Source organism: Flectobacillus major DSM 103 (assembly GCF_000427405.1).
Lineage (GTDB): Bacteria > Bacteroidota > Bacteroidia > Cytophagales > Spirosomataceae > Flectobacillus > Flectobacillus major.
Genome location: NZ_KE386491.1, coordinates 2459815 through 2479763 on the forward strand (window position 1 = coordinate 2459815; position 19949 = coordinate 2479763).

The window sequence follows — 19949 nt, forward strand, 5'->3', positions numbered from 1 at the left end:
TACTGGTAAAAATCATATTTAACAATAATCACCATTCTCTAAATTCGAGATGGCTTATGTTTGAGATTATGCCGACATTTTTGTTTTGTCTTCACTATGAAGTGAAATTTTGCGATATAACTCGTCTGGATTGAAAGGCTTGCTAATATAATCGTTCATTCCAACAGCAAAAGCCTTATCTTTAATATCTAACATAGCCGAGGCCGTTAGGGCAATAATCGGTAATTGGCTATAATATTCGTTGCCTAAGCTCCTGATTTGTCGGGTAGCCTCATAGCCATCTAGCTCGGGCATTTGCAAATCCATTAGTACCAAATCGTAGTCGGTTTGTTGTACCATTTGTAAGGCCAATAGTCCATTTTCGGCTACATCGCACTCCACTTCCCATCTTTTGAGGAACTGTTTTGCTACAATAATATTAATCTGATTATCGTCGGCGATAAGCAATTTTAGACCTTTTAGGCTTCTATATTGTTGTTGAGGAGTCAAAGTTTCTATTCGTTTAAATTGGAAAGAGCTATTTCTAAGTTTTAAATCAAAATAAAATACAGAGCCTTCGTTTGGAGTACTCTCTAAATTTATTTTACTGCCCTGCATCTCCAAAAGTCGTTTGGTGATAGTAAGGCCCAATCCAGTGCCACCATATTTACGGGTTGTTTCGGAGCTGGCTTGAGTGAAGCTCTCGAAAATATGCTCCCACTTTTCTTGTGGAATCCCAATACCTGTATCTCTTACCTCAAAATTAATCGTTGTAAATTCGCTATCTTTCTTAACCAATGCGGCCGAAATCGTAACTTTGCCTTTATCGGTAAACTTCACGGCATTACTTACAAGATTCGTTATAATCTGTCCTATTCTTACCGAATCGCCTTTTACGGCTTCTGGCAAATCATCGTCTATCATTAGTTTGAGCTGAATACCCTTGTCGACAGCTTTCTGGAGTAATGCCGCCCGAATATTGCCCAATAAATCTTTTATACTAAAATCTACTTCTTCAAACTCTATTTTCCCAGCCTCAATTTTGTTGAAATCCAAAATATCATTGATGAGTACTAGCAAATTTTCGGCTGAAAACTTGAGTATTTTCAAATACTCCAACTGGTCTTCACGCGAATTCTGCATCAACAAATGCGTAATACCAATTACAGCATTCATAGGCGTTCGGATTTCGTGACTCATGGTCGACAAAAACTGTGTCTTGGCAATTGCCGCCTGTTCGGCCTGTTCTTTAGCTTTTATCAGGGTACTTTTGGCCTCTATTTGTTCGGTTATTACTTCCGTAAACATAATGATACCACCAATTTCATCTTCTTTCTCGAACCAAGGGCGAATCTCCCATCGTAACCATTCTTCTCGCCCATCAAGCCTTGTAAAAGAATCTTCATTAGAATTCAAGACCTCTCCTTTCAAACAACGCTGATGAATAGCTTTCCAAGTATCATTAATTTCAGGAAAAACCTCGTAGTGATTTTTCCCGATAATTTCTAGGTCATCCAAACGATAAGATACTTTCCAGATATTACTAGCGGCAATATAATTCATATTTTTGTCGAACATAGCAATAGCTGCTGGAGTATATTCGATAAAATTTCTTAGCTGTTCTTGTTTTAGATGAATAGCCTGCTCTATTTTTTTACTTTTTGTTACATCTAATATTGCACCATATATTTTCTTGATATTACCTTGTGTATCAACGGTTGGTTTACCAATTTTCTGCAAATATTTAATATGCCCATTGGGCAAAACAATGCGTAAATCTATACTAAATGGCTCGCCCGACATACTCGCATGCTGAAGTGTTGACAGGTACAAGTCCCTATCATTGGGGTGAATCAGGCTAATAGTTTCTTCTGCCGACAACGCCAACGAGGGCGTATTTAGCTCAAAAATCCGAAAAGCTTCAGCCGAGTAACAACTTATATGACTTTCCAAATCAATCACCCAGCTTGCACTATGAGTAAGCGACTGTGTTTCAGACAAAATAGTTTCGCTTTGTTTCAGTTTTTCCTCCGCTATTTTGCGTTCAGTAATATCATGCCATACCACCAACAAAGCCCTTTTATCATTGATTTTGACAGGATTTAGCGATACTTCTGCCAAAAAAATCTCACCATTGAAGCGCGTATGTAGCCATTCAAATCGGTGATAACCTTTCTGGGTTGCTAAGGCATCCATTTCCCTTGATTTTTCGTCCGAGCGACGGCCATCTGGCTGAAACTCTGGTGAAAATTGGGCAGGATGACACGCCAGTAACTGCTCTTTGTTGCTACAGCCAAGCATTTTTACAGCGGCTGTATTACAATCGAGAATACCTGTTTCATCAAAAAGCAAGTGGGCATCGGTAGAATACTCAAAAATTACATTGAGCCTTTCTTCGGCCTGTTTTTGCTTGGTAATTTCTTGAAAAACGCCTATTATTTTGTCACAAATACCCCCTACAATATGGGCTTCGCCTGTGGTTCTTATCCAAATATTTTTTTGTTGAGCGGTTATTATTTCAAATTCCAGTTCAAAAGATTTATGTTCTTGTTGGGCTATTGCGATGGCTTCAAGAAACCGCTGTTTATCAACCTCTTTTTTGCAAAAAGCAAGTATTTCCTCTAACGCTGGCGTATAATACTCGTCTAAACCCATGATTTGTTTAGCGATCTTAGTGCTAAACAAGGTTTTAGAGGCTATTTCGAGTTCCCAACCGCCAATCCGAGCCAGTTCGCTTGATTTACTATACAGGCTTTCGGTTCGTTGTAAAGTTGTCGTCCATTGTTTTTGAGCAGTAATATCCCAAAAATTACCCGTAATGCGCTGAACCTTACCTGCCGAGTCTTTTTCCAAAATATTAAAACATACCATTGTGTCGACAACCCTCCCCGACGGATGCAAAAAACGCAACCCACAGGTAAAAGTTGTGTCGTGAGATTCAGTCAATAATGCTTGGAAATAGGTTATAAACAACACCTTATCTTCGACTACCAAGGTATCTAACCAAAATGCAGTGGAAGTCGAAACACTTGGGAGTTGTATCCCTAATATTTTTGTAAAAATAGCATTACAGTACTGTATATTTTCGCTGATATTCCAATCCCAGAAACCAACATTTGTATCCTCAACAATATGATTTACAATATTTTGCATGATAATACATTCACGATGAGTGTTCAAGTAGGTTTGTTGCCCTTAGGCATAACAACAATCTCTTTCTAATATCAATTATGGAGGTAAAACAGAACTCTAGTAAACATACAATTGCTGATATTGTATGCAAATTATCTTAGTTAAGTTGAATGAAGAACGGAACATAAAACACTTCTTAAAAATGCCACAATAATCATACCAAATAAAATTAACATTTGTTAAATGTACAAAAATCACCTACTAATCATCTATTTACTACGACTATACCAAAAAATGTTTTTTTTTATTTTAGCAATCCCGTTTAAAATTGGTAAAATATATGAAGAATAACAGAATTGAATTATGAATATTTGAGCAATGCTTGATTTTAGCGAAAAGTGTAATAATTATCAAGGCCTATTGCAACCTACTACAAAGGCTAATCTAATATTATCGTACAAATGTTGTATTGAAAAGGTTGCAATTTACCTAAAGCAAGCAATAAACGAGCATTGTACCCAACACCAACCTTTATTTACGCTTATAACATACCAAACACACATGGTAGCTTGGGTGTGCCTGTTCGCTAATGGTATAATACTCTGAGGCATCGGCCGAAAACGTTACGGCTTCACCCTGTGGTTCTTTTTCGTATGGAATTACTTTGGCTGGCCGCTTGAGTGCTTGGGCAATTGTTTCTCCTTTTTGTCTTTTCCAATAAAAAATATTAAGGTAATTTTTTACCAAAATTTCGTCGCCTTGGGCAGAAATATCGCCCGAGGTAATATATAAATCTTGGCGAGTTTCTTTAGAATCGTTGGGTTGTTCTTGTGAAATACTGATATCGCCCAAATACTCAGCTTCCTGTACTTGGGTAGTTGATTGGGGATATTTAAGCCGATATATTTGTTTGATTGCCTCACGATTCGACACCAGATAAATATCTTTGCTAAGTGGGTCTACCATTAGGCACTCGGTATCTTTTATTCCATTGGGAAGCGTAAACACAATTTTATCGTATTTTTGAATAACATTGTGTACAGGCATACTGCTCGTAATGGTGGGTTCTTGAAAACGGTATATAGTTTTTTGAGAATGCCATTTAAAATTATCACCAATGTCGCCCAAATAGACTGTTGCCCCTTGTTGATTACCAACAATAGCCATATCTTCCCAATCTCGATTGTCGGCCTCTTCTAATTCAAATTCGAGATACCCTTTTCCTTTGGCATCCATTACATACAAAATACTCTTGCCCCCACTATCGTTGTGAGTCCAGAAATAACCTTTATTTTTCTTACTAGATGCAAGCCCCGAAGCCTCGTTTATCGCAAGGTTTTCGATAGGATACCAAATAGCTGTACTCACAAATAAGCTAGAGTCGCTAATGGCTAATTTAATATCACGGTGTTGCTTTTGTTGGCAAGAACATACAAAGAATAAACTCATAACAAGACAAGTACAAGCAATATATTTCATAGAAAAACTCACAATAATTAAGTAGTGATAATGCAAAAAAACATATAATCCAATTGAGGTTATAAGTTACTTTATTTTTCGGTTTTTTTTGCAATAGGCTTCAAATCTGCTTTGGCGGGGGGATTTTTTGTGGTTGTTGGTTTTACCGCTGTATTGGTTTTGGGAGCGGTTGGTTTAGTCGATAAACTATTGGTTTTGGTATTGGCAGGAGTATTTTTTGATTTGATGACCTTAGCTGTAACTAGTGCTTTTTCTTCTACTTTTTCTGCTTTTCCTGGGCGAATTTGGTCTTTTTCGGGTGCTGTTCCTGGTTTTAGTTTTACAAAGGGCTTTGTAGCTTCAGCACTTTGTTTCGCGGGCTTGGCTTCTGTTTTGGGCGAAGCCTCTACCACTTGAGATGTCAATACTACACCTTTTTGTATTTTTCTGATATACAGAATTTTCTCGTCTTTTAAGGTATTCAAAATCACCTCGGTCGGGATTGTCATATACACCAATTTTTCTCGTGCTACGATTTCGTTGGTGTGGAGGTTTACGGCTCGTAATACCACAGAAGCCCAAGGGTCGAGGGTCAACTCGGTGCTTTCTTTGATAGCTACTTTTACGCCTTTATTGATGGTGTAGAATTCGTATTCAGGAAACTTAAATATTCCTCGAAATACAACTTTGGTTGGCTTTGGTGAGTCTTGCTGCTGGTTAGCAAAGGCGTTTGTACCCCATAAGAATAGAGTAATGAGATATAGGTTTTTCATACAATAATTGTTTAGCTGTATAGAATCTTATCAGATGATTTATTATATACATTAGGCAAAATATTTCAACTAAATTACGATAAAAATGGCCTTTCAGCTAAATTAAAAGCTTTTTTTAGCAATTAAAATATGTTTTATTTTTTATACAAAATGGTATTTCGACTAAATAAAAAGAGGTTTGAGAAGTTTTTTTTAGAGAAGCGAAGAATTTTTGTATTTATAGCCTAAATTCACAAACGAAACGAAAACCCATTGCTAATCTACTATGAATATACCGTCGTTACTGAACCTACGAGGCTACCTAAAAAATGACTCTCTCGACACCACAAAACCCTTACTGAGCTTATTACTCACCTGTTGTATACAGGCTATCCTGACAGGAGGGTTGCTATACTGGGCCCAAAATGAATCTATTCTTGTATTTGGCAAAGTGTATTTTGCAGGCAAAACATGGAGTACCTGCTGGTTTATTTTCAAAATAAACATCCTTTTTCTTACTCCTCTCCTTTTTGTCTTTCGTAAATCTAGCTCTATATTCCTGTTTATACTGGCTTTTATTCCTTATTTTTTACTGGAACTGGCCCTATTTCAATCGCATCAGGCTCAAAAAAATGTGTGGCTCGATTGGACACTTAACCAGACAGTATGGCTGGGGGCAATCAATAATCCTTTTTTAAAAATCATTGCTTGGGTATCATTTAGTTCGTTGATATATACCATATTAACATTATTTCTATCAAGATTCATTGCCAATTTTGTATTACAATACCTTCCTGCTCGTGGGGCTAGCCATGCCCAATACCAAGCCCTATTTGGCCAAGCATGGGCACAAGAAAGTATCCCAACACCACAACGAGATATTGGCTTTTGGTTGCTCCGTTTGGCAGGCTTTGGCTATTTGGGTTTTTGGGCTGTTTTGGCCATCGGGCAGCTTGGGGCAAGCCCATGGCCCGAGTCGCTGCAATACATGATTAATATGAGCAATGCCAATCCTGCTTTGGCACTGAATACCTATATCAAAGAGTGGATTATGATTATGCTTACGTTTTTGGGAGCTTATAATCGTAGCCTCCGCTATTATGTATGTGTAGTTTTGGTGGCTGGTCATTTGTTTTCTACCACTTTTACTTTACTGTTTTACCTGAACCCATCAGATACTATTACCTATCGAGACTATCTGCTCACATCTACTTTTGTGGAAGGCTCGTTAATGTCGATTTTTATCTTTGTACTTTTCAAATACCGCAGTTATCGGCAGCCATTTATGGCACAAAACGACTTCCCTATCAACTTCTCTATTCCGATGACCCTTACTCAATGGTTATATATTGGCTTGACTGTTGTGTTTTTTGGAATAGGTTTGGGCATTTTAATTACTCGAATATGGGGAAATCTCACCCAAGGGTTTGGTATTATTTTCTCTGAACCCGACCCTATGGTTGGTAATACTATCACCCTATATGTTACCTTAGGAACAATTACATTACTGCTTATTAAGCGAGACAAGCTTCGGCAACATTTTACCAATCTATTGGTATTTCCATTGCTACTGGGTGCTGTGGTATCGATTATATGGATTATTTTTGCCGATATTAACATCCAAACTCAGCACGGTATTTTCTCGGATATAGACTGGTATTTTGGCTTGTATGCATTGGTAAGTATGGCTATTGCAGGAATTACTGTGGCTATTCGCCAAATGTATTATCGTATAGACTGTGGCGTAAATACCCTTAGCTCTGCGGCGGCTGTTAATATTGCGGCACTGGTACAGGCATTAGGGGCAGAAAAAAATATCTTGATTGACGATGCCAAAAATTTAGCAGCAATCCTGTCGTCTGTCGACCAATATATTGGAGGTATCAAGGGTAGAAAAAGAGGTTTACTCAACCTTCCTTTTGGTTTGCTAGAGCATATATTCAATACTCTTTTTGGAATGCACCCTCCATTTTCGTCGATGGAACGCAGCGAACAACGGTATTTTCTGAATCAATATTTGTTTAGAAATGACCTACAACGCCAACAGTCGGCTGTGCCATTATTGGCGGATTTGGCTTATCAGATTGGCCTTTCGCTGAATGCCCTTACAATGTTTGCGTATTATTCTAACCAAAATATACGACACCATATTGGTTATGTACCTGTAGATGCCCGTGACCGCCTACAAGGGAATACTGCTTCGGCCAATCCACCCTTCAAACAGGTAGCACAATTGCCCAAAGACGAAAATGACCCACTCAATTTTGCTGAAGTGCAGCAAGAACAGCTTGTTGCACCAAGAGTAAGTACCCCTACACATGAGGCTAACTTGCCTACCGAAGTCGATTATCTTATTATTGGCTCAGGAGCAGGCGGTGCTACCGCAGCGTATAGGTTGGTAGACTGTATTCGTCAAAAATATACCGATACGTCGGGGCGTGTCGATGAAACAGCTGTAAAACAAGAAGCTGCAAAAATATTGGTTATTGAACGAGGAAACCGCCTCCAAGCTTTACAGGATTTTCAGGACAATGAACTTGAAATGATGAAAAAGATATATAAAGAAGGAGGACTTCAGCAAACCAAAAAGTTTACTATGACCCTTTTACAAGGCGAGTGTGTAGGTGGTACAACTGTAAGCAACAATGCTGTGTGTTTTAGAATGCCTGATGAGGTTAGTGAGAATTGGCAAAAAAACTTTGGTATTGATACCAAAAAAATCATAGCCGAATACGACCAAATAGAGCAAGAACTTCATATCAAAGAATTAAGTGAACGAGGTATTAATCAAGCCGTAAAACAGAAATTTGTAGCGGGTATTGCAGGATATAACCTAACAATGGCCTCTAAAGACCAGCTCAAGCCTGCGGCTGTACTGAAGGTAAACCACCTCCATAATATAGGCGATGGTAATTGGAATTTGGGAAATAAACGACTTCGTAAACGCTCGATGCTCGAAACCTATATTCCTTGGGCTGAATATTGGGGTGTTCAGGTAATTTCAAACTGGACAGCAGCACGTTTTACGCCCGATGCTTCAGCAACCAAAGCCGAGTATGTATTATTACGAGCCGACAATGGCGAAATCAGACAAGTAAAGGTCAATAAAGCCCTAATTGTGGCGGGTGGAGTTATAGCAAGTAGCCATTTCCTGATGCGAAGCCAAGTTAATAATCCTCAAATCGGACAGGAAGTGAGTTGTAATTTTGGTATGCCGCTGGCATTTCAGTTCGACACTACCATCAATGCTTTTGATGGCGAACAAATTACCATGTATACTGAAAGCCTAAATCCTGAGGCTTCGACTATCAAAAGTGGCGTTGTGTTTGAAACCTATTTCAATCCTCCTGCAGCCTTTGCATTGGCTTGTATGCCTTTCTTTTTTGAAAAAAGAGATGCCTTTATGGATCAATACACCAAGCTCCTCAACTTTGGTAGCCTTATTGGCTCGGAAGCCAAAGGCAGTATTCAGGCCAAGGCTGATATATTCAATGGACAAGCTTTTAGCTGGGAACTGGGCGAAATAGATGTAGAAAGAATTAAATATGCTATTATTACGCTTATTAAAATAGGGCAAGCGGCCGGGGCAAAAAAAGTAATTGTACCTACCAAGCCCGGTATTTTGCTCGACCTACAAAATGCAGGCGAAGTAAACGACTTTATTGAGGCTTTCAAGGATTATCCTCTTCAAATCACAGATTTATTTGTAGGAACAGCCCATCCACAAGGAGGCAATAAAATGGCTGGCGAACGATTTGCTGGACATCGAGTTGTCAATCAAGATTTTCAATTAGAAGGTTACAACAACGTATTTGTGGCCGATGCGTCGGTGTTTCCTACAAGTATCAATGTAAACCCACAATTGACAATTATGGCTATGAGTTCGCTGGCAGCCAAGAAAATTTATGCCAAATTTGGCTGATAATCTAGTCTAAAAAATAAAAAGCCTCGTAGCTGACTACGAGGCTTTTTTTGTGATATAATAATAAAACGACCATTGGTAGTAAAAAGTTTCAGGAATGAAAAATAGTTAAATTATTTTTCAAATTATTAAAGATAATTTTCTGAAAGCCCTAAAAACAAAAATCCACCGTAAAACAGTGGCTTTTGGTACAATCATCAGCTATGGTACTTAATTTGGGTTGATTGAATTTCTGAAAATTAAATCAAGGTCTAAGCGTTGACAAGCTAAGGTCAACATATTTCTAAATTCTATTATTTCGCTACTGCTCAAGTAAATACCCGCAGCGGCTACTTGTGTTACAGAACGTGAATCTTCTTTCGAGTGTAATAATTCAACAATATAATAGGACTCGCCTGTTGGAGCATCATTAAGCCTTTTCAAAAAGACCATCAGGTTGGCCCATTCAAAAGCTAATAAAATATTTTTATATTGTACCTGAACATCGGTACAGCAAGTACATTGGCTAACAAAACCATTGGTGGTATTGACTAATATTTTATGTGTTTTTTTGCTTTCAGATTTCATATTATCATTAGGTTAAAGAAGTATATAAATACTATTTTGGATATAAACAGGCAGGACATTTTATTGTTTCTTCAAAACAACACACACAAAATCCCTCTCCTTTATTTATGCTATTTCCAATTACACTTCGCTGTATTAATTAAGATGATAAAGGAACGTTTTCAATAAAATTGAAGCGTTGCCCCAATACTATACTCTTGGACGCAGTTGGCTTTTGAAAACTACGTTGGTCGATATGTTACGATTTGTCAATCCTTTTCCATTTGAACGCTATATTATATATGCCACACCCAATTATTATCGTCAATATTTTTGATGACAATACTTCTTTGGATTTCTGAAACAAATATAAGCTATTATTTAGAAACATTCCAAATAGTCAAGCAAATTATTTATAATTATTCTAAATAACTATTCAAAACATTACTATTCCATGTAAAACCTATACTAATCAAATACAACAATCATTTGGTAATGTATCTCTTTTACAATTAATCTATCCTTAACATTGAGGTAGTATTCACATAAAAGTCCAGCGGTACTTTTGTACAAACCATAAAATTATTGCAAATGAAAAAAATTATTACTTCTTTGTTGTTAGCAGCAACCCTACTAAGTTGTACCGAAAGTGAATCTGAGTTTTTTGTAAATGAAGACCCTGCCACTTTTGCAGAGGTTGGTTCAATTGATATTGGTGATGTTGGTGCAGCCGAAATTTCGGCTTATGACCCACAAACCAAAAGGCTTTTTGTGGTTAATAATGGCACGGTCAATAAAATTGATATATTGGATTTTGCTGACCCTAGCAATATGAAAGTTATTGGCTCGATAAGTATGGCTCCGTATGGAGGGGCGGTCAATAGTGTGAGTGTTTCAAATGGTAAATTGGCGGCGGCGATCGAGTCGGTAGATAAACAAGCTGCTGGTAAAGTAGCCATTTTTAATACAAGCGATTATAAAGAAATCAAAGTGGTTACGGTGGGAGCATTGCCCGATATGATAACTTTCTCGCCAGATGGTAAATTTATTTTAACAGCCAACGAAGGCGAGCCAAACGCTAGCTATACCAACGACCCCGTTGGTAGTATTTCTATTATATCTGTTGATGAAAACTATGCTGTAAATACTGTAGATTTTTCGGGATTTGCTAGTCAGCAAGAAGCTTTAAAGGCCAAAGGGTTTAGGGTTTTTGGACTAAATGCCAGCTTTGCCAAAGATATTGAACCTGAATACATTACCGTTTCGGGCGACTCTAAAACGGCTTGGGTAACGCTTCAAGAAAATAATGGTATTGCCAAAATTAGTCTTACGTCAAAAACCATTACTCAGATTTTTCCCTTGGGTTTCAAAGATTATAATGTAGATGCCAATGGTATCGACCCTAGCGACAAAGATAATACGGTAGCTTTTGGAAAATGGAATGTAAAAGGTATTTACCAGCCCGATGCCATTGCTTTGTACGAAACTGATGGCGTGCCGTATTTATTTACAGCAAATGAAGGTGACGTTCGTGAATATGATGCCTATGTCGAGAACCTTAGAATTGCCAAAGCTAAATTAGATGCTACGGCTTTTCCAAATGGAACAACCCTAAAAGCTGATGCACAATTAGGCCGTTTAAATATTACCAGTACTTTGGGCGATACCGATGGCGATGGTGATTTTGACCAATTATATTCGTTTGGGGCTAGGTCATTTAGTGTTTGGAATGGCAACGATGGCAGTTTGTTGTTCGACAGCAAAAATGAATTGGAAACCAAAACTTTGGCAGCAGGCCTTTATGACGATACCCGCAGCGATGACAAGGGAGTTGAACCTGAGGGTATTGCTGTAGGGTCGGTAGGTAATAAAAAAGTAGCTTTTGTAGGTATGGAACGTGCCGATGCCGTGGCTTTGTATGATATTTCTAACCCGAAAGCTCCTGTATTTTTACAAATATTAAAATGTGGTGATGCTCCAGAAGGCATTTTATTTATTGCAGCCAAAGATAGCCCAACCAAGAAAAGTCTTTTGGTGGTTAGTAGCGAAAATGATGGCGTAGTAAAGGTGTATCAACCCAAAACACTTCTATAGTTTTATCTAATACTCAAAGTAGGCACAGCTACAGAATTATTCCTATTAGCTGGCAAATAAATTCGCCAGCTAATAGGAATATTATCACCTGATTGAATAATATATACACTTGACAAATATGAATACCATTAAACTTGATAAGCTAAGTTTTACAACTATCCCATAACCTTAGTCCAAAATAAGAAGATTCGACTTCATTAATTATTCAAATACATAATTTTCTCATTCCATTCTTGTTTGCCATTGGTCATTTTTAAAAAATAAAGCCCAAAAGGTAAAGCCATTTCTTTAAACTTAATCAGCTTTTGTTGTACACGATTGCTAGGTACTTGCCAAACTTCATGGTGTACCGACATACCTAACATATTGTGTAATATCATTTCTACTTTTGTACTATTGCCCGAAGCAAATTCTACGGTAATATCGTTATTACATGGATTTGGATACAGTTTTAGTTGGCCTAGAGTACCTATTTCGTCTTCTGTAGCTGTTACCAAAGCTCCTTCGTAAGTAAGTTGTATGGCTAGTGCTTTTGAAAAATCAGGCAGTTTTAGTGCTTTCCCTGTTGAAATAGCATTGGTTATGTCAGTTTGTGAAACTTCTCCTGTAGCCGTATTGACAAACTTAGCTTTATATTTTCCTTCTGGTAAATCAGTCAACAATAAATTGGCATTACTCAAATTATTCCTATTTTGAGTATCATAAACTAACACATACGCATTTTTGTCGCTCTTAAATCCAAGTGCATCCAATAAGGTTGAAGTATAGCTTGCCGTCGGATTCCAGTTGGTTAATGTACCCTCTTTTACAAAATCACGGTCTTTCAGAAAGGCCGCAGGATATTGGAAAAGGTTTGCCCAATCAGCTTGTTTGTAGTTATCCCAAAGCCACATCAAATGCGGTACTTGCGACATAATACCTGTCCAGATAATAATACGTTGCATATCGAAAGGAACATCGGCCGTAGTTACGTCTAATCCATATTCGCCATTGATGATTGCAGTACGGGTTAGTTTTTCTTTAAAGCTTTTGTCTAGGGCATTTTGGGCTGTCAAAAGCTTGGTATTGTACAAGTGATATTGTACTACATCGAGCCCTTGTAGCTTATCCATGTCTAAGCACTGATTGTCATCAGCACTGGTTGTTACAATATGCTTAAAGGGGTCGATACTTTTTAGGTATTGCCCCATTTCGTCATGCCATGCTAGCACACCTGTACGCCAAGCAGCCGACTGGTTGGGGTGCATTCCTGTAAATTGTACCTCATTGAATAATTCCCAAGCAAAAACATTGGGCGAATACCCCCAACGGGCCACAATATAACGCAATAGTTTTTTGACACCTTTTTTGGCTGTTGCATTATAAAAAAACTCTTCTGCCCTACCTAAAGGCCCACCTAAAGCAGCATTATAAGGATTATCAGCCCAATTAGAGTTGACATTTTCAGAGAACATCCCATGTTGAAACAATGTTAACTGTAGTTTAAGTTGACGTTTTTCGGCCAAATTCAAAATAGAATCCTGCATAGCAGCGGCCTGCTGACTGTACATGCCTAGGCCAAGTGTATAGTTATCGTTTTTCCACTCTAGGGCTTGGCGATTAAAAGGAACTTGCCAATAACGCACCAAATTGGCATTGGCATCGGCCAAGTTATTCATGATAGTACCATAATTGACTTGGCTATCCCATGCTACATTGATACCCAATGGATAATAAGGTTCGCCTGTTTGGTGTCGATAATATTGCTTGTTTTGTGGGTCTATTCCTACTATTCCCATAAGTGTACTTTGTTGTATATCAACCTGATATAACGTTGAGATTGATATACCATTTTTATCCGTCAATTTCAACGAAATCAAATGTTTACCTACTTGGGGCGAAGAAAAACGGACTGCCCAATGCTGCTGAGTAGAGTCTATTTTCCATTGGTTATTTTGAAAAGTAGACTTGATAAAGTAAAAACATGGCACAAGTATTTTGGTATTGTTGGGCAACGTAATTTCGGCATCAATACTTACCTCTTCTGGATTGTAGGGGTTTTGGTAGGTATCTAACACCACAAAATTACCTTCTATTTTTTGGTTGGTTCTAAAGGCTGTATTCAACCATTTAGGCTTACTAACTTTCTGATTTTGAGGTAGTACATAAATATCTATTATCTTTTTTGAAAATAACCCCAAAGCATTTGTAACAGTTACCTCTACCGAATAAACACCTTCATTTTGAAAAGTATGCGATACCCTTGAACCTGTCGCTTTTGTGCCATCCTTAAAGTCCCATGCAATCGACTGGAGGGTTGAGGTTATATCGTACGAATCGGAGGCATCGAAGGTAATCGCCTGATTTACATTTACTTTATGGCTTGTTGTAGATACTACTACAATTGGCTCGCCATTGGGCGATGCGGTATTGAATAGCCTGAAATTATCTAAATACACTTTAGCCTCAGCTTCGTTGTCGACAGATGCCGCTATTTCGATGCGGTCAAATTGCTGGCCTGAAACATTCGACAAATCATACTCGCAAACTGTCCACTTGTCGGCTTCGGGCATAAAACTATATGCTTTCGACCAATTTTCGGTAACTACACTTTCACCATTCCATAACTTGACATATACCCTACCTTTGGTAGAGCTTCTTAGATAAAAAGTCATGATATTGTTTTTGCGAATAGCTACTTTTTGAGCAAAAGAAAGGCTTATAAATTTCCAGTTGCCTGCTTCTTTTAGGTAATAAGCCACCTTGTCACTGGTATTGCCTTGATTGTCGGGATTGCTGGTTATCTGGGCATTTTTTCCATACGAAAAACTAGGTGTAGTGGTAGCAGTTTCAAAATCTGCAATAACTTGGGCTGTAATATGGTAAAGGCTCATGAAATACATGAGTCCGAGACAAAGCATTTGTTTCATTATCCAGAAAAGTTTAAACCCTATAAAAGAAGAAGAAAAAAGAAAGCTCATTCATGGTTGGTGTATGAGCCTATGAGTTCTAATGCGGAATCAGGAATAGTATATTTCTTAGACTTAACACCTGACTATCAGTCAATTACCAAACCACTTATCTTCTTAGCTATTCCCATCAATAGATTTATGATTTTTATTACGACTTTTTCAATGAGGGTGCAAATTTACTCGCACCCACATTGAAGATACCTCTTTTTTAAGCAAGCCAACTAATCGTACTACAAAAGTTAGCTCAACAACTTGTTGATTTAATACTATTTAAAAACAGCACCTTCGGTAACCCCTTTCCAGTTGTCGGTACGGAATGGGCAAGCAGGAAAGCCTTCTTTATTGAATAAATTAGCATCTTCGGGGGCATCGGCCCAAGCGTAGCGTACCGAGCTTGGTTTTTGTCCTTTTGGATAATAAACAACCACTTTGTTATCTTTGATTTCTGCTTTGGCATAATAAAAAACTTTATCGTCGCCTGCTATTTCAAACCCTTTCAGATACCCAAATTTATCTTTTATTACTAATCCAGTTCCAACGTTTTCAAATGTTAAAGTTGCTTTTCCTTTTTCAAAAACAAATGACTGAATCATTGGCCCAGCCGATACCAATTGTTGATGATACGTTTTTTTCAAAGCTTCAGCAGCCAATCTTTTTCCAACATCTTGCTTATTGGTTGGGTGAATATCTTTGGGATTGCCAATATCGGTTGTAACAGCCATACCTGTTTTGGGCAAGCTCAGGGTCATGGTTTGGGCTTCGCGCAATTCAGCCCAACCACTACCTTGGTTGCTATTTTGGTACGAACCATAACTAGACAACTGTACAAAATAGAAGTCAAAATCATCATTCCACTTTTTACGCCAATCTTGAATCATTAGCGGAAACGTTTTGCGATATTGATACGAACGCCCTGCATTGGTTTCGCCCTGATACCACAAAGCCCCTTTCAGAGCAAACGGAACAAGTGGAGCAATCATGGCATTGTACAAGGTTGTACCAACATTATTGCTTAAATGAGCATACGTATGAGGTTCGGCAAATGAAGGCATTAGTTTCCAATCGCTACCACCAAGCTGAACTTTTTGGGTATTCGAGCTTACATACAGGTCGTCGGGCGAACCCGCCATACCCATACCATACCAAGCAGGGTCGATTGTTTTTTTCATTTTGATAACCAAGCTATTTTGACCAGCCTTCCATGTATTGGCAGGAACAATAATTTTACGAACGCCTTTTAGAATACCCGAAAAAACCAATTTTCCATTGATATAAACCTCATTTTCAGAAAAACTTTCAGCCAAAGCCAAGGTAGTTATTTCGGCAATCATTTCGCTCGGAATACTTACCGACTTGGCAATAAAGCCATTGCCTCGCCAAGCCCAAATACCCTGCCAGTCCCACTGACCTATGGCATTGCCTGTGTGCCATTTAGAAAAATCGTAACCCGCTGCCGTATATTTTTGCTCATCGGCCAAAGTAACTTGTATTTTAGGGTTTCCCAATAGTTTTTCTTTGATACTTTCGTCGAGTAGAAGGTCGGCTTCGTCCCATGATACAGGTATTTTTTTTACATATCCTTTCAATTCATCCGACGACTCCATACCCTCTTTGCTGACCCAGCCTTCTAGTTGAGAACCACCCCAAGACGAATGAACCAGGCCAATAGGAATATTTGTTTTTTGAAAAATATCACGAGCAAAAAAGAATCCAACCGCTGTAAAATCGCCTACCGTTTGGGCCGAACATACTTTCCAATCACCAGATTTTAAATCGGCTTGTGGCTGTAGTGTTACATCATGTTCTACAAAAAAGTGCCTAATCTGGGGGAAATCGGCATTTTTCTTTTCTTCTTGAAAGTTATTAGCCTGCCTTACTGGCCATTCCATATTTGACTGCCCTGAACAAAGCCAAACATCGCCCAGCAGAATATCTTTGACGGTAGCCTTGCCCGAAGCCGCCGAAGCCTCTAATTGAAATGGGCCACCTGCTTCCATGGCCAAAAACCTAACAATCCATTTACCCGAAGCATCGGCTTGGGCAGTTTGGGTTTGTCCAGCCAAGGTAACCGTTATATTTTCGGCAGGCTTTGCCCAACCCCACACAGGAATAGGTTTCTGACGCTGTAATACAACGTGGTCAGAGAAAAGACGAGCCAATTTGACTTGGGCAAAAGACGTACTTGTACACAACAACAAAAAGGATAAACAAAGCTGTTTCATATTTAAGATAGATTGTTTTAAGTGAAAGCCCCAAAAGGCTTTATTGCATTGTTAAATTCGGTTTAAAATTTCTATACAAGCACGGGCATTATGGTAAGGACATTTCCAAAAGCCCATTTTATCTTCGCTGTTCATGGGTGAATAGTCGTCAAAAACGCCCCAAATCCATTCTCCACGTTCTTGGTCGATAAGGTACTTTTGGGTAAACAGCCAAAGTCCTTGAATTTTCTGGAGAAAATGTTCTTCTTTCGTAATCTGATAAGCATTCAAAAAACCTACCATTCCTTCGGCTTCAACCCACCATTCACGGTGGGTATCATAATGCTGAGTAGTAGGGTCAAACTCATGAATCATGCTACCGTCGGGCTGAATCCCCTCGGCCGAAGCATTGGCCATTGTTACGGCTATTGCTTTAAACTGAGCTATTAGGGCTTCATCGTGCAGCACTTCGGCAGCTTCTAACAACAGCCATGCTGCCTCAATATCGTGTCCATAAGAAATTCCAGCCGACTGAGCTTGCCAGTTTTTATCAAAAAACAATTTCATGTGCCATGTAGACGAATCTATAATTTTATGGGCAAAAATAGCTAAAAGTTGTTTGATTTGGTGGGCAAGTTGACTATCAGGCCAAACTCGGTACAAATTGGCATAAGCTTCCAGAATATGCAAATGGGTATTCATGGTTTTGGGGTCGTTGCGGTCTTTTTCGCTAAGGCGAAGGTCGTCGAGCAACGTCCAGTCTTGGCTAAAAGCCTCCCAATATCCTCCTTGTTGGGTGTCGAAACTATATTTTTCTATCAGTTCAAACAACTCGATTGCCCATGTTAGGGCTTCTGGGTTTTGAGTAGCACGATAGTATTCCGACAAAGCATAAATCATAAACGCTTGGCCATAGATTTGCTTGCGAGTACTGGTTGGATTGCCCTGATAGTCGACTGCCCAATAAACGCCTCCATAGATATTATCATCAAAAAACTGGCGGATATATTGATACGAACGATGAGCCATTGCCAAATATTCGGACTGAGGTGTATGGTTAAAAGCAGCAGAAAATGTCCATAAAATACGGGCGTTTAGCACCCCTCCCTTGTCGGCATAAGGGTGAATAACGCCTGTACTATCCATTTTGCCAATAAAACCTCCAAAAGGTTTATCGATGGCATTTTCAAGCCAAAAATTGAGGATATTTCGTAATTCTTGTGCTATCTCTTGCGGGTAATTTTCTGATAAAATACGCATTATATGTTATGTTAAAAGAGTCGAATACAGGCAACGACTCTATTATCTATTTCACCAAAAAAGAGAGAACCGTTAAATTCTCTCTTCTTATTGGGTTAAAAATATAAGTAAGAAAACCAAATGCATTCATACTTGTATCTTTATTTATAGTGGTTGTAATCAGTTTTTATTGATTATCATTGAGCGAATTGAGGATAAAAAAATCGACGATTCACCCTTGCGATTAAACAGCCTCAGTAGTATTTTTTAAATAAGCCTGATTGGTATCAATAATCTTATTCAAAGTAGCTACCGATGCAGCCGAACGTAGGCCATCGGCAGGGGTATTGATAACATAATCCAATAGCCTATCAATCGTAGAAGTAGCTACGTGCATACGTGTATCTGACGATGCGTAATAAATAAATACCTTGCCATCTTCGTCGGCAATCCAGCCATTGGCAAACGCCACATTAGACACATCGCCGATACGTTCTTCCCCTTCGGGAGCAATAAAATATCCCGCTGGCTTATGGGTTACTTGTGTAAGATTACTGAGGTCGGTCAAGAACATATACAAAACGTATCTTAATCCTGCTGCTGTATTACGCACACCATGAGCCAAATGCAACCATCCTTTGGACGTTTTGATAGGGGCAGGGCCTTGGCCATTTTTTACCTCATAAACGGTATGATAGTGTTTTTCATCGACAATATATTCTTTTTCAATAACCGCTTTTTCCATTGAATCGGCATAACCAAAGCCAATACCTCCGCCAGTACCAGCTTCAATAAAGCCGTCTTGAGGACGGGTATAAAAAGCATATTTGCCGTTCACAAATTCGGGGTGTAATACAACGTTACGTTGCTGAGGCGATGGCGTTACCAAATCGGGTAAGCGTTCCCACGTTTTGAGGTCACGAGTACGAGCCATTCCACACTGAGCTACCGCCGACGACTCATCGCCTTTTTTGGCATTAGGGTCTTTGCGTTCGGTACAAAATAAGCCATAAATCCAGCCGTCTTCGTGCTGTACTACACGCATATCATACACGTTGCCATCAGGGTTTTCGGTTTCGGGCATAGTAATAGGGTAATCCCAGAAACGGAAATTATCAATTCCATTAGGACTTTCTGCTACCGCAAAAAAAGATTTTCGGTCGATTCCTTCCACACGAACTACAAGTAAATATTTTCCATTGAGTTTGATTGCTCCTGAGTTAAAAGCCGCATTGATACCAAAACGCTCCATCAAATAAGGATTTGTTTCGGGATTTAGGTCGTAACGCCAAAAAATAGGCGTATGCTGTGCTGTTACAATTGGAAACTTGTAACGGTCATAAATACCATTTCCCAAAGCAACTACTTCATTTTCACGAGTAATTAAATCAAAATGGGTATTTTGTAATTGTGAGAGTCTTTCTTGAAACAAAAAGTTCATACAGGTTAATTTATTTTGTTAGTTTTTACTTTTTAAAACAGCCCAATCTTATCTTACTAAAAGGCTATTCTCTATTTTAATTAAGGAGTGGAGCGTTTGTTTATTTAGTGAGTTGTGATTTAGTGAGTTATGAATTAACCACCTTCTAAAGGTTAATAACTAATCATTTGCCCAAAAGTATAACTCAAACAGTTACTAAATAAGAAAATAGCATGACCAGTATGCACAAAAAGA

The 19949-nt window shown here is 38.7% G+C and carries 10 protein-coding genes; 2 read left to right on the plus strand and 8 right to left on the minus strand.

The annotated features are described in order from the left end of the window. Positions 1 to 66: 66 nt before the first annotated feature. The 3 genes from FLEMA_RS76115 to FLEMA_RS0115825 form a co-directional block, all read right to left on the minus strand. On the minus strand, positions 67 to 3132 hold the full coding sequence (locus tag FLEMA_RS76115) for a PAS domain S-box protein (RefSeq protein ID WP_052354077.1): 3066 nt from the start codon (positions 3130 to 3132) through the stop codon (positions 67 to 69). Positions 3133 to 3642: 510 nt separating this feature from the next. Continuing rightward, on the minus strand, positions 3643 to 4560 hold the full coding sequence (locus FLEMA_RS0115815; RefSeq protein ID WP_026997733.1) for a YjiK family protein: 918 nt from the start codon (positions 4558 to 4560) through the stop codon (positions 3643 to 3645). A 101-nt stretch (positions 4561 to 4661) separates the two neighbouring features. Further along, on the minus strand, positions 4662 to 5342 hold the full coding sequence (locus FLEMA_RS0115825; protein WP_026995733.1) for a hypothetical protein: 681 nt from the start codon (positions 5340 to 5342) through the stop codon (positions 4662 to 4664). Between the two features lie 265 nt (positions 5343 to 5607). Here FLEMA_RS0115825 and FLEMA_RS68720 point away from each other — a divergent pair, with 265 nt between their 5' ends. Then, positions 5608 to 9243 (plus strand): GMC family oxidoreductase, encoded by a 3636-nt coding sequence (locus FLEMA_RS68720; RefSeq protein WP_044171489.1) that lies wholly within the window; start codon positions 5608 to 5610, stop codon positions 9241 to 9243. Between the two features lie 210 nt (positions 9244 to 9453). Here FLEMA_RS68720 and FLEMA_RS0115960 read toward each other — a convergent pair whose 3' ends face one another. After that, entirely contained in the window at positions 9454 to 9810 is a 357-nt protein-coding gene (locus FLEMA_RS0115960; protein ID WP_026995740.1) for a DUF6686 family protein, read from the minus strand. Positions 9811 to 10380: 570 nt separating this feature from the next. Here FLEMA_RS0115960 and FLEMA_RS68725 point away from each other — a divergent pair. Continuing rightward, on the plus strand, positions 10381 to 11883 hold the full coding sequence (locus tag FLEMA_RS68725; RefSeq protein ID WP_044171491.1) for a choice-of-anchor I family protein: 1503 nt from the start codon (positions 10381 to 10383) through the stop codon (positions 11881 to 11883). 197 nt (positions 11884 to 12080) lie between these two features. Here the strand turns inward: FLEMA_RS68725 and FLEMA_RS0116035 are convergent, their stop codons facing one another. From FLEMA_RS0116035 to FLEMA_RS0116075, 4 genes are all read right to left on the minus strand, one after another. Beyond that, complete coding sequence (locus tag FLEMA_RS0116035) at positions 12081 to 14792, minus strand: PKD domain-containing protein (protein WP_159102685.1); 2712 nt, start codon at positions 14790 to 14792, stop codon at positions 12081 to 12083. A 308-nt stretch (positions 14793 to 15100) separates the two neighbouring features. Beyond that, positions 15101 to 17056 carry a sialate O-acetylesterase gene (locus FLEMA_RS0116045; protein WP_026995747.1) on the minus strand — a complete coding sequence of 652 codons (1956 nt, stop codon included), beginning with the start codon at positions 17054 to 17056 and terminating at the stop codon, positions 15101 to 15103. Between the two features lie 51 nt (positions 17057 to 17107). Further along, positions 17108 to 18295 carry an AGE family epimerase/isomerase gene (locus FLEMA_RS0116055; protein ID WP_026995748.1) on the minus strand — a complete coding sequence of 396 codons (1188 nt, stop codon included), beginning with the start codon at positions 18293 to 18295 and terminating at the stop codon, positions 17108 to 17110. Positions 18296 to 18518: 223 nt separating this feature from the next. Further along, a complete protein-coding gene (locus FLEMA_RS0116075) occupies positions 18519 to 19715 on the minus strand; it encodes a glycoside hydrolase family 130 protein (protein WP_026997734.1) in 1197 nt (398 codons plus the stop codon). Between the last annotated feature and the right edge of the window lie 234 nt (positions 19716 to 19949).

Bases quoted from the DNA above. Each gene is read 5' to 3' on its own strand.
- FLEMA_RS76115 (WP_052354077.1), bottom strand. From the start codon at position 3,132: ATGCAAAATATTGTAAATCATATTGTTGAGGATACAAATGTTGGTTTC.
- FLEMA_RS0115815 (WP_026997733.1), bottom strand. From the start codon at position 4,560: ATGAGTTTATTCTTTGTATGTTCTTGCCAACAAAAGCAACACCGTGAT.
- FLEMA_RS0115825 (WP_026995733.1), bottom strand. From the start codon at position 5,342: ATGAAAAACCTATATCTCATTACTCTATTCTTATGGGGTACAAACGCC.
- FLEMA_RS68720 (WP_044171489.1), top strand. From the start codon at position 5,608: ATGAATATACCGTCGTTACTGAACCTACGAGGCTACCTAAAAAATGAC.
- FLEMA_RS0115960 (WP_026995740.1), bottom strand. From the start codon at position 9,810: ATGAAATCTGAAAGCAAAAAAACACATAAAATATTAGTCAATACCACC.
- FLEMA_RS68725 (WP_044171491.1), top strand. From the start codon at position 10,381: ATGAAAAAAATTATTACTTCTTTGTTGTTAGCAGCAACCCTACTAAGT.
- FLEMA_RS0116035 (WP_159102685.1), bottom strand. From the start codon at position 14,792: ATGAAACAAATGCTTTGTCTCGGACTCATGTATTTCATGAGCCTTTAC.
- FLEMA_RS0116045 (WP_026995747.1), bottom strand. From the start codon at position 17,056: ATGAAACAGCTTTGTTTATCCTTTTTGTTGTTGTGTACAAGTACGTCT.
- FLEMA_RS0116055 (WP_026995748.1), bottom strand. From the start codon at position 18,295: ATGCGTATTTTATCAGAAAATTACCCGCAAGAGATAGCACAAGAATTA.
- FLEMA_RS0116075 (WP_026997734.1), bottom strand. From the start codon at position 19,715: ATGAACTTTTTGTTTCAAGAAAGACTCTCACAATTACAAAATACCCAT.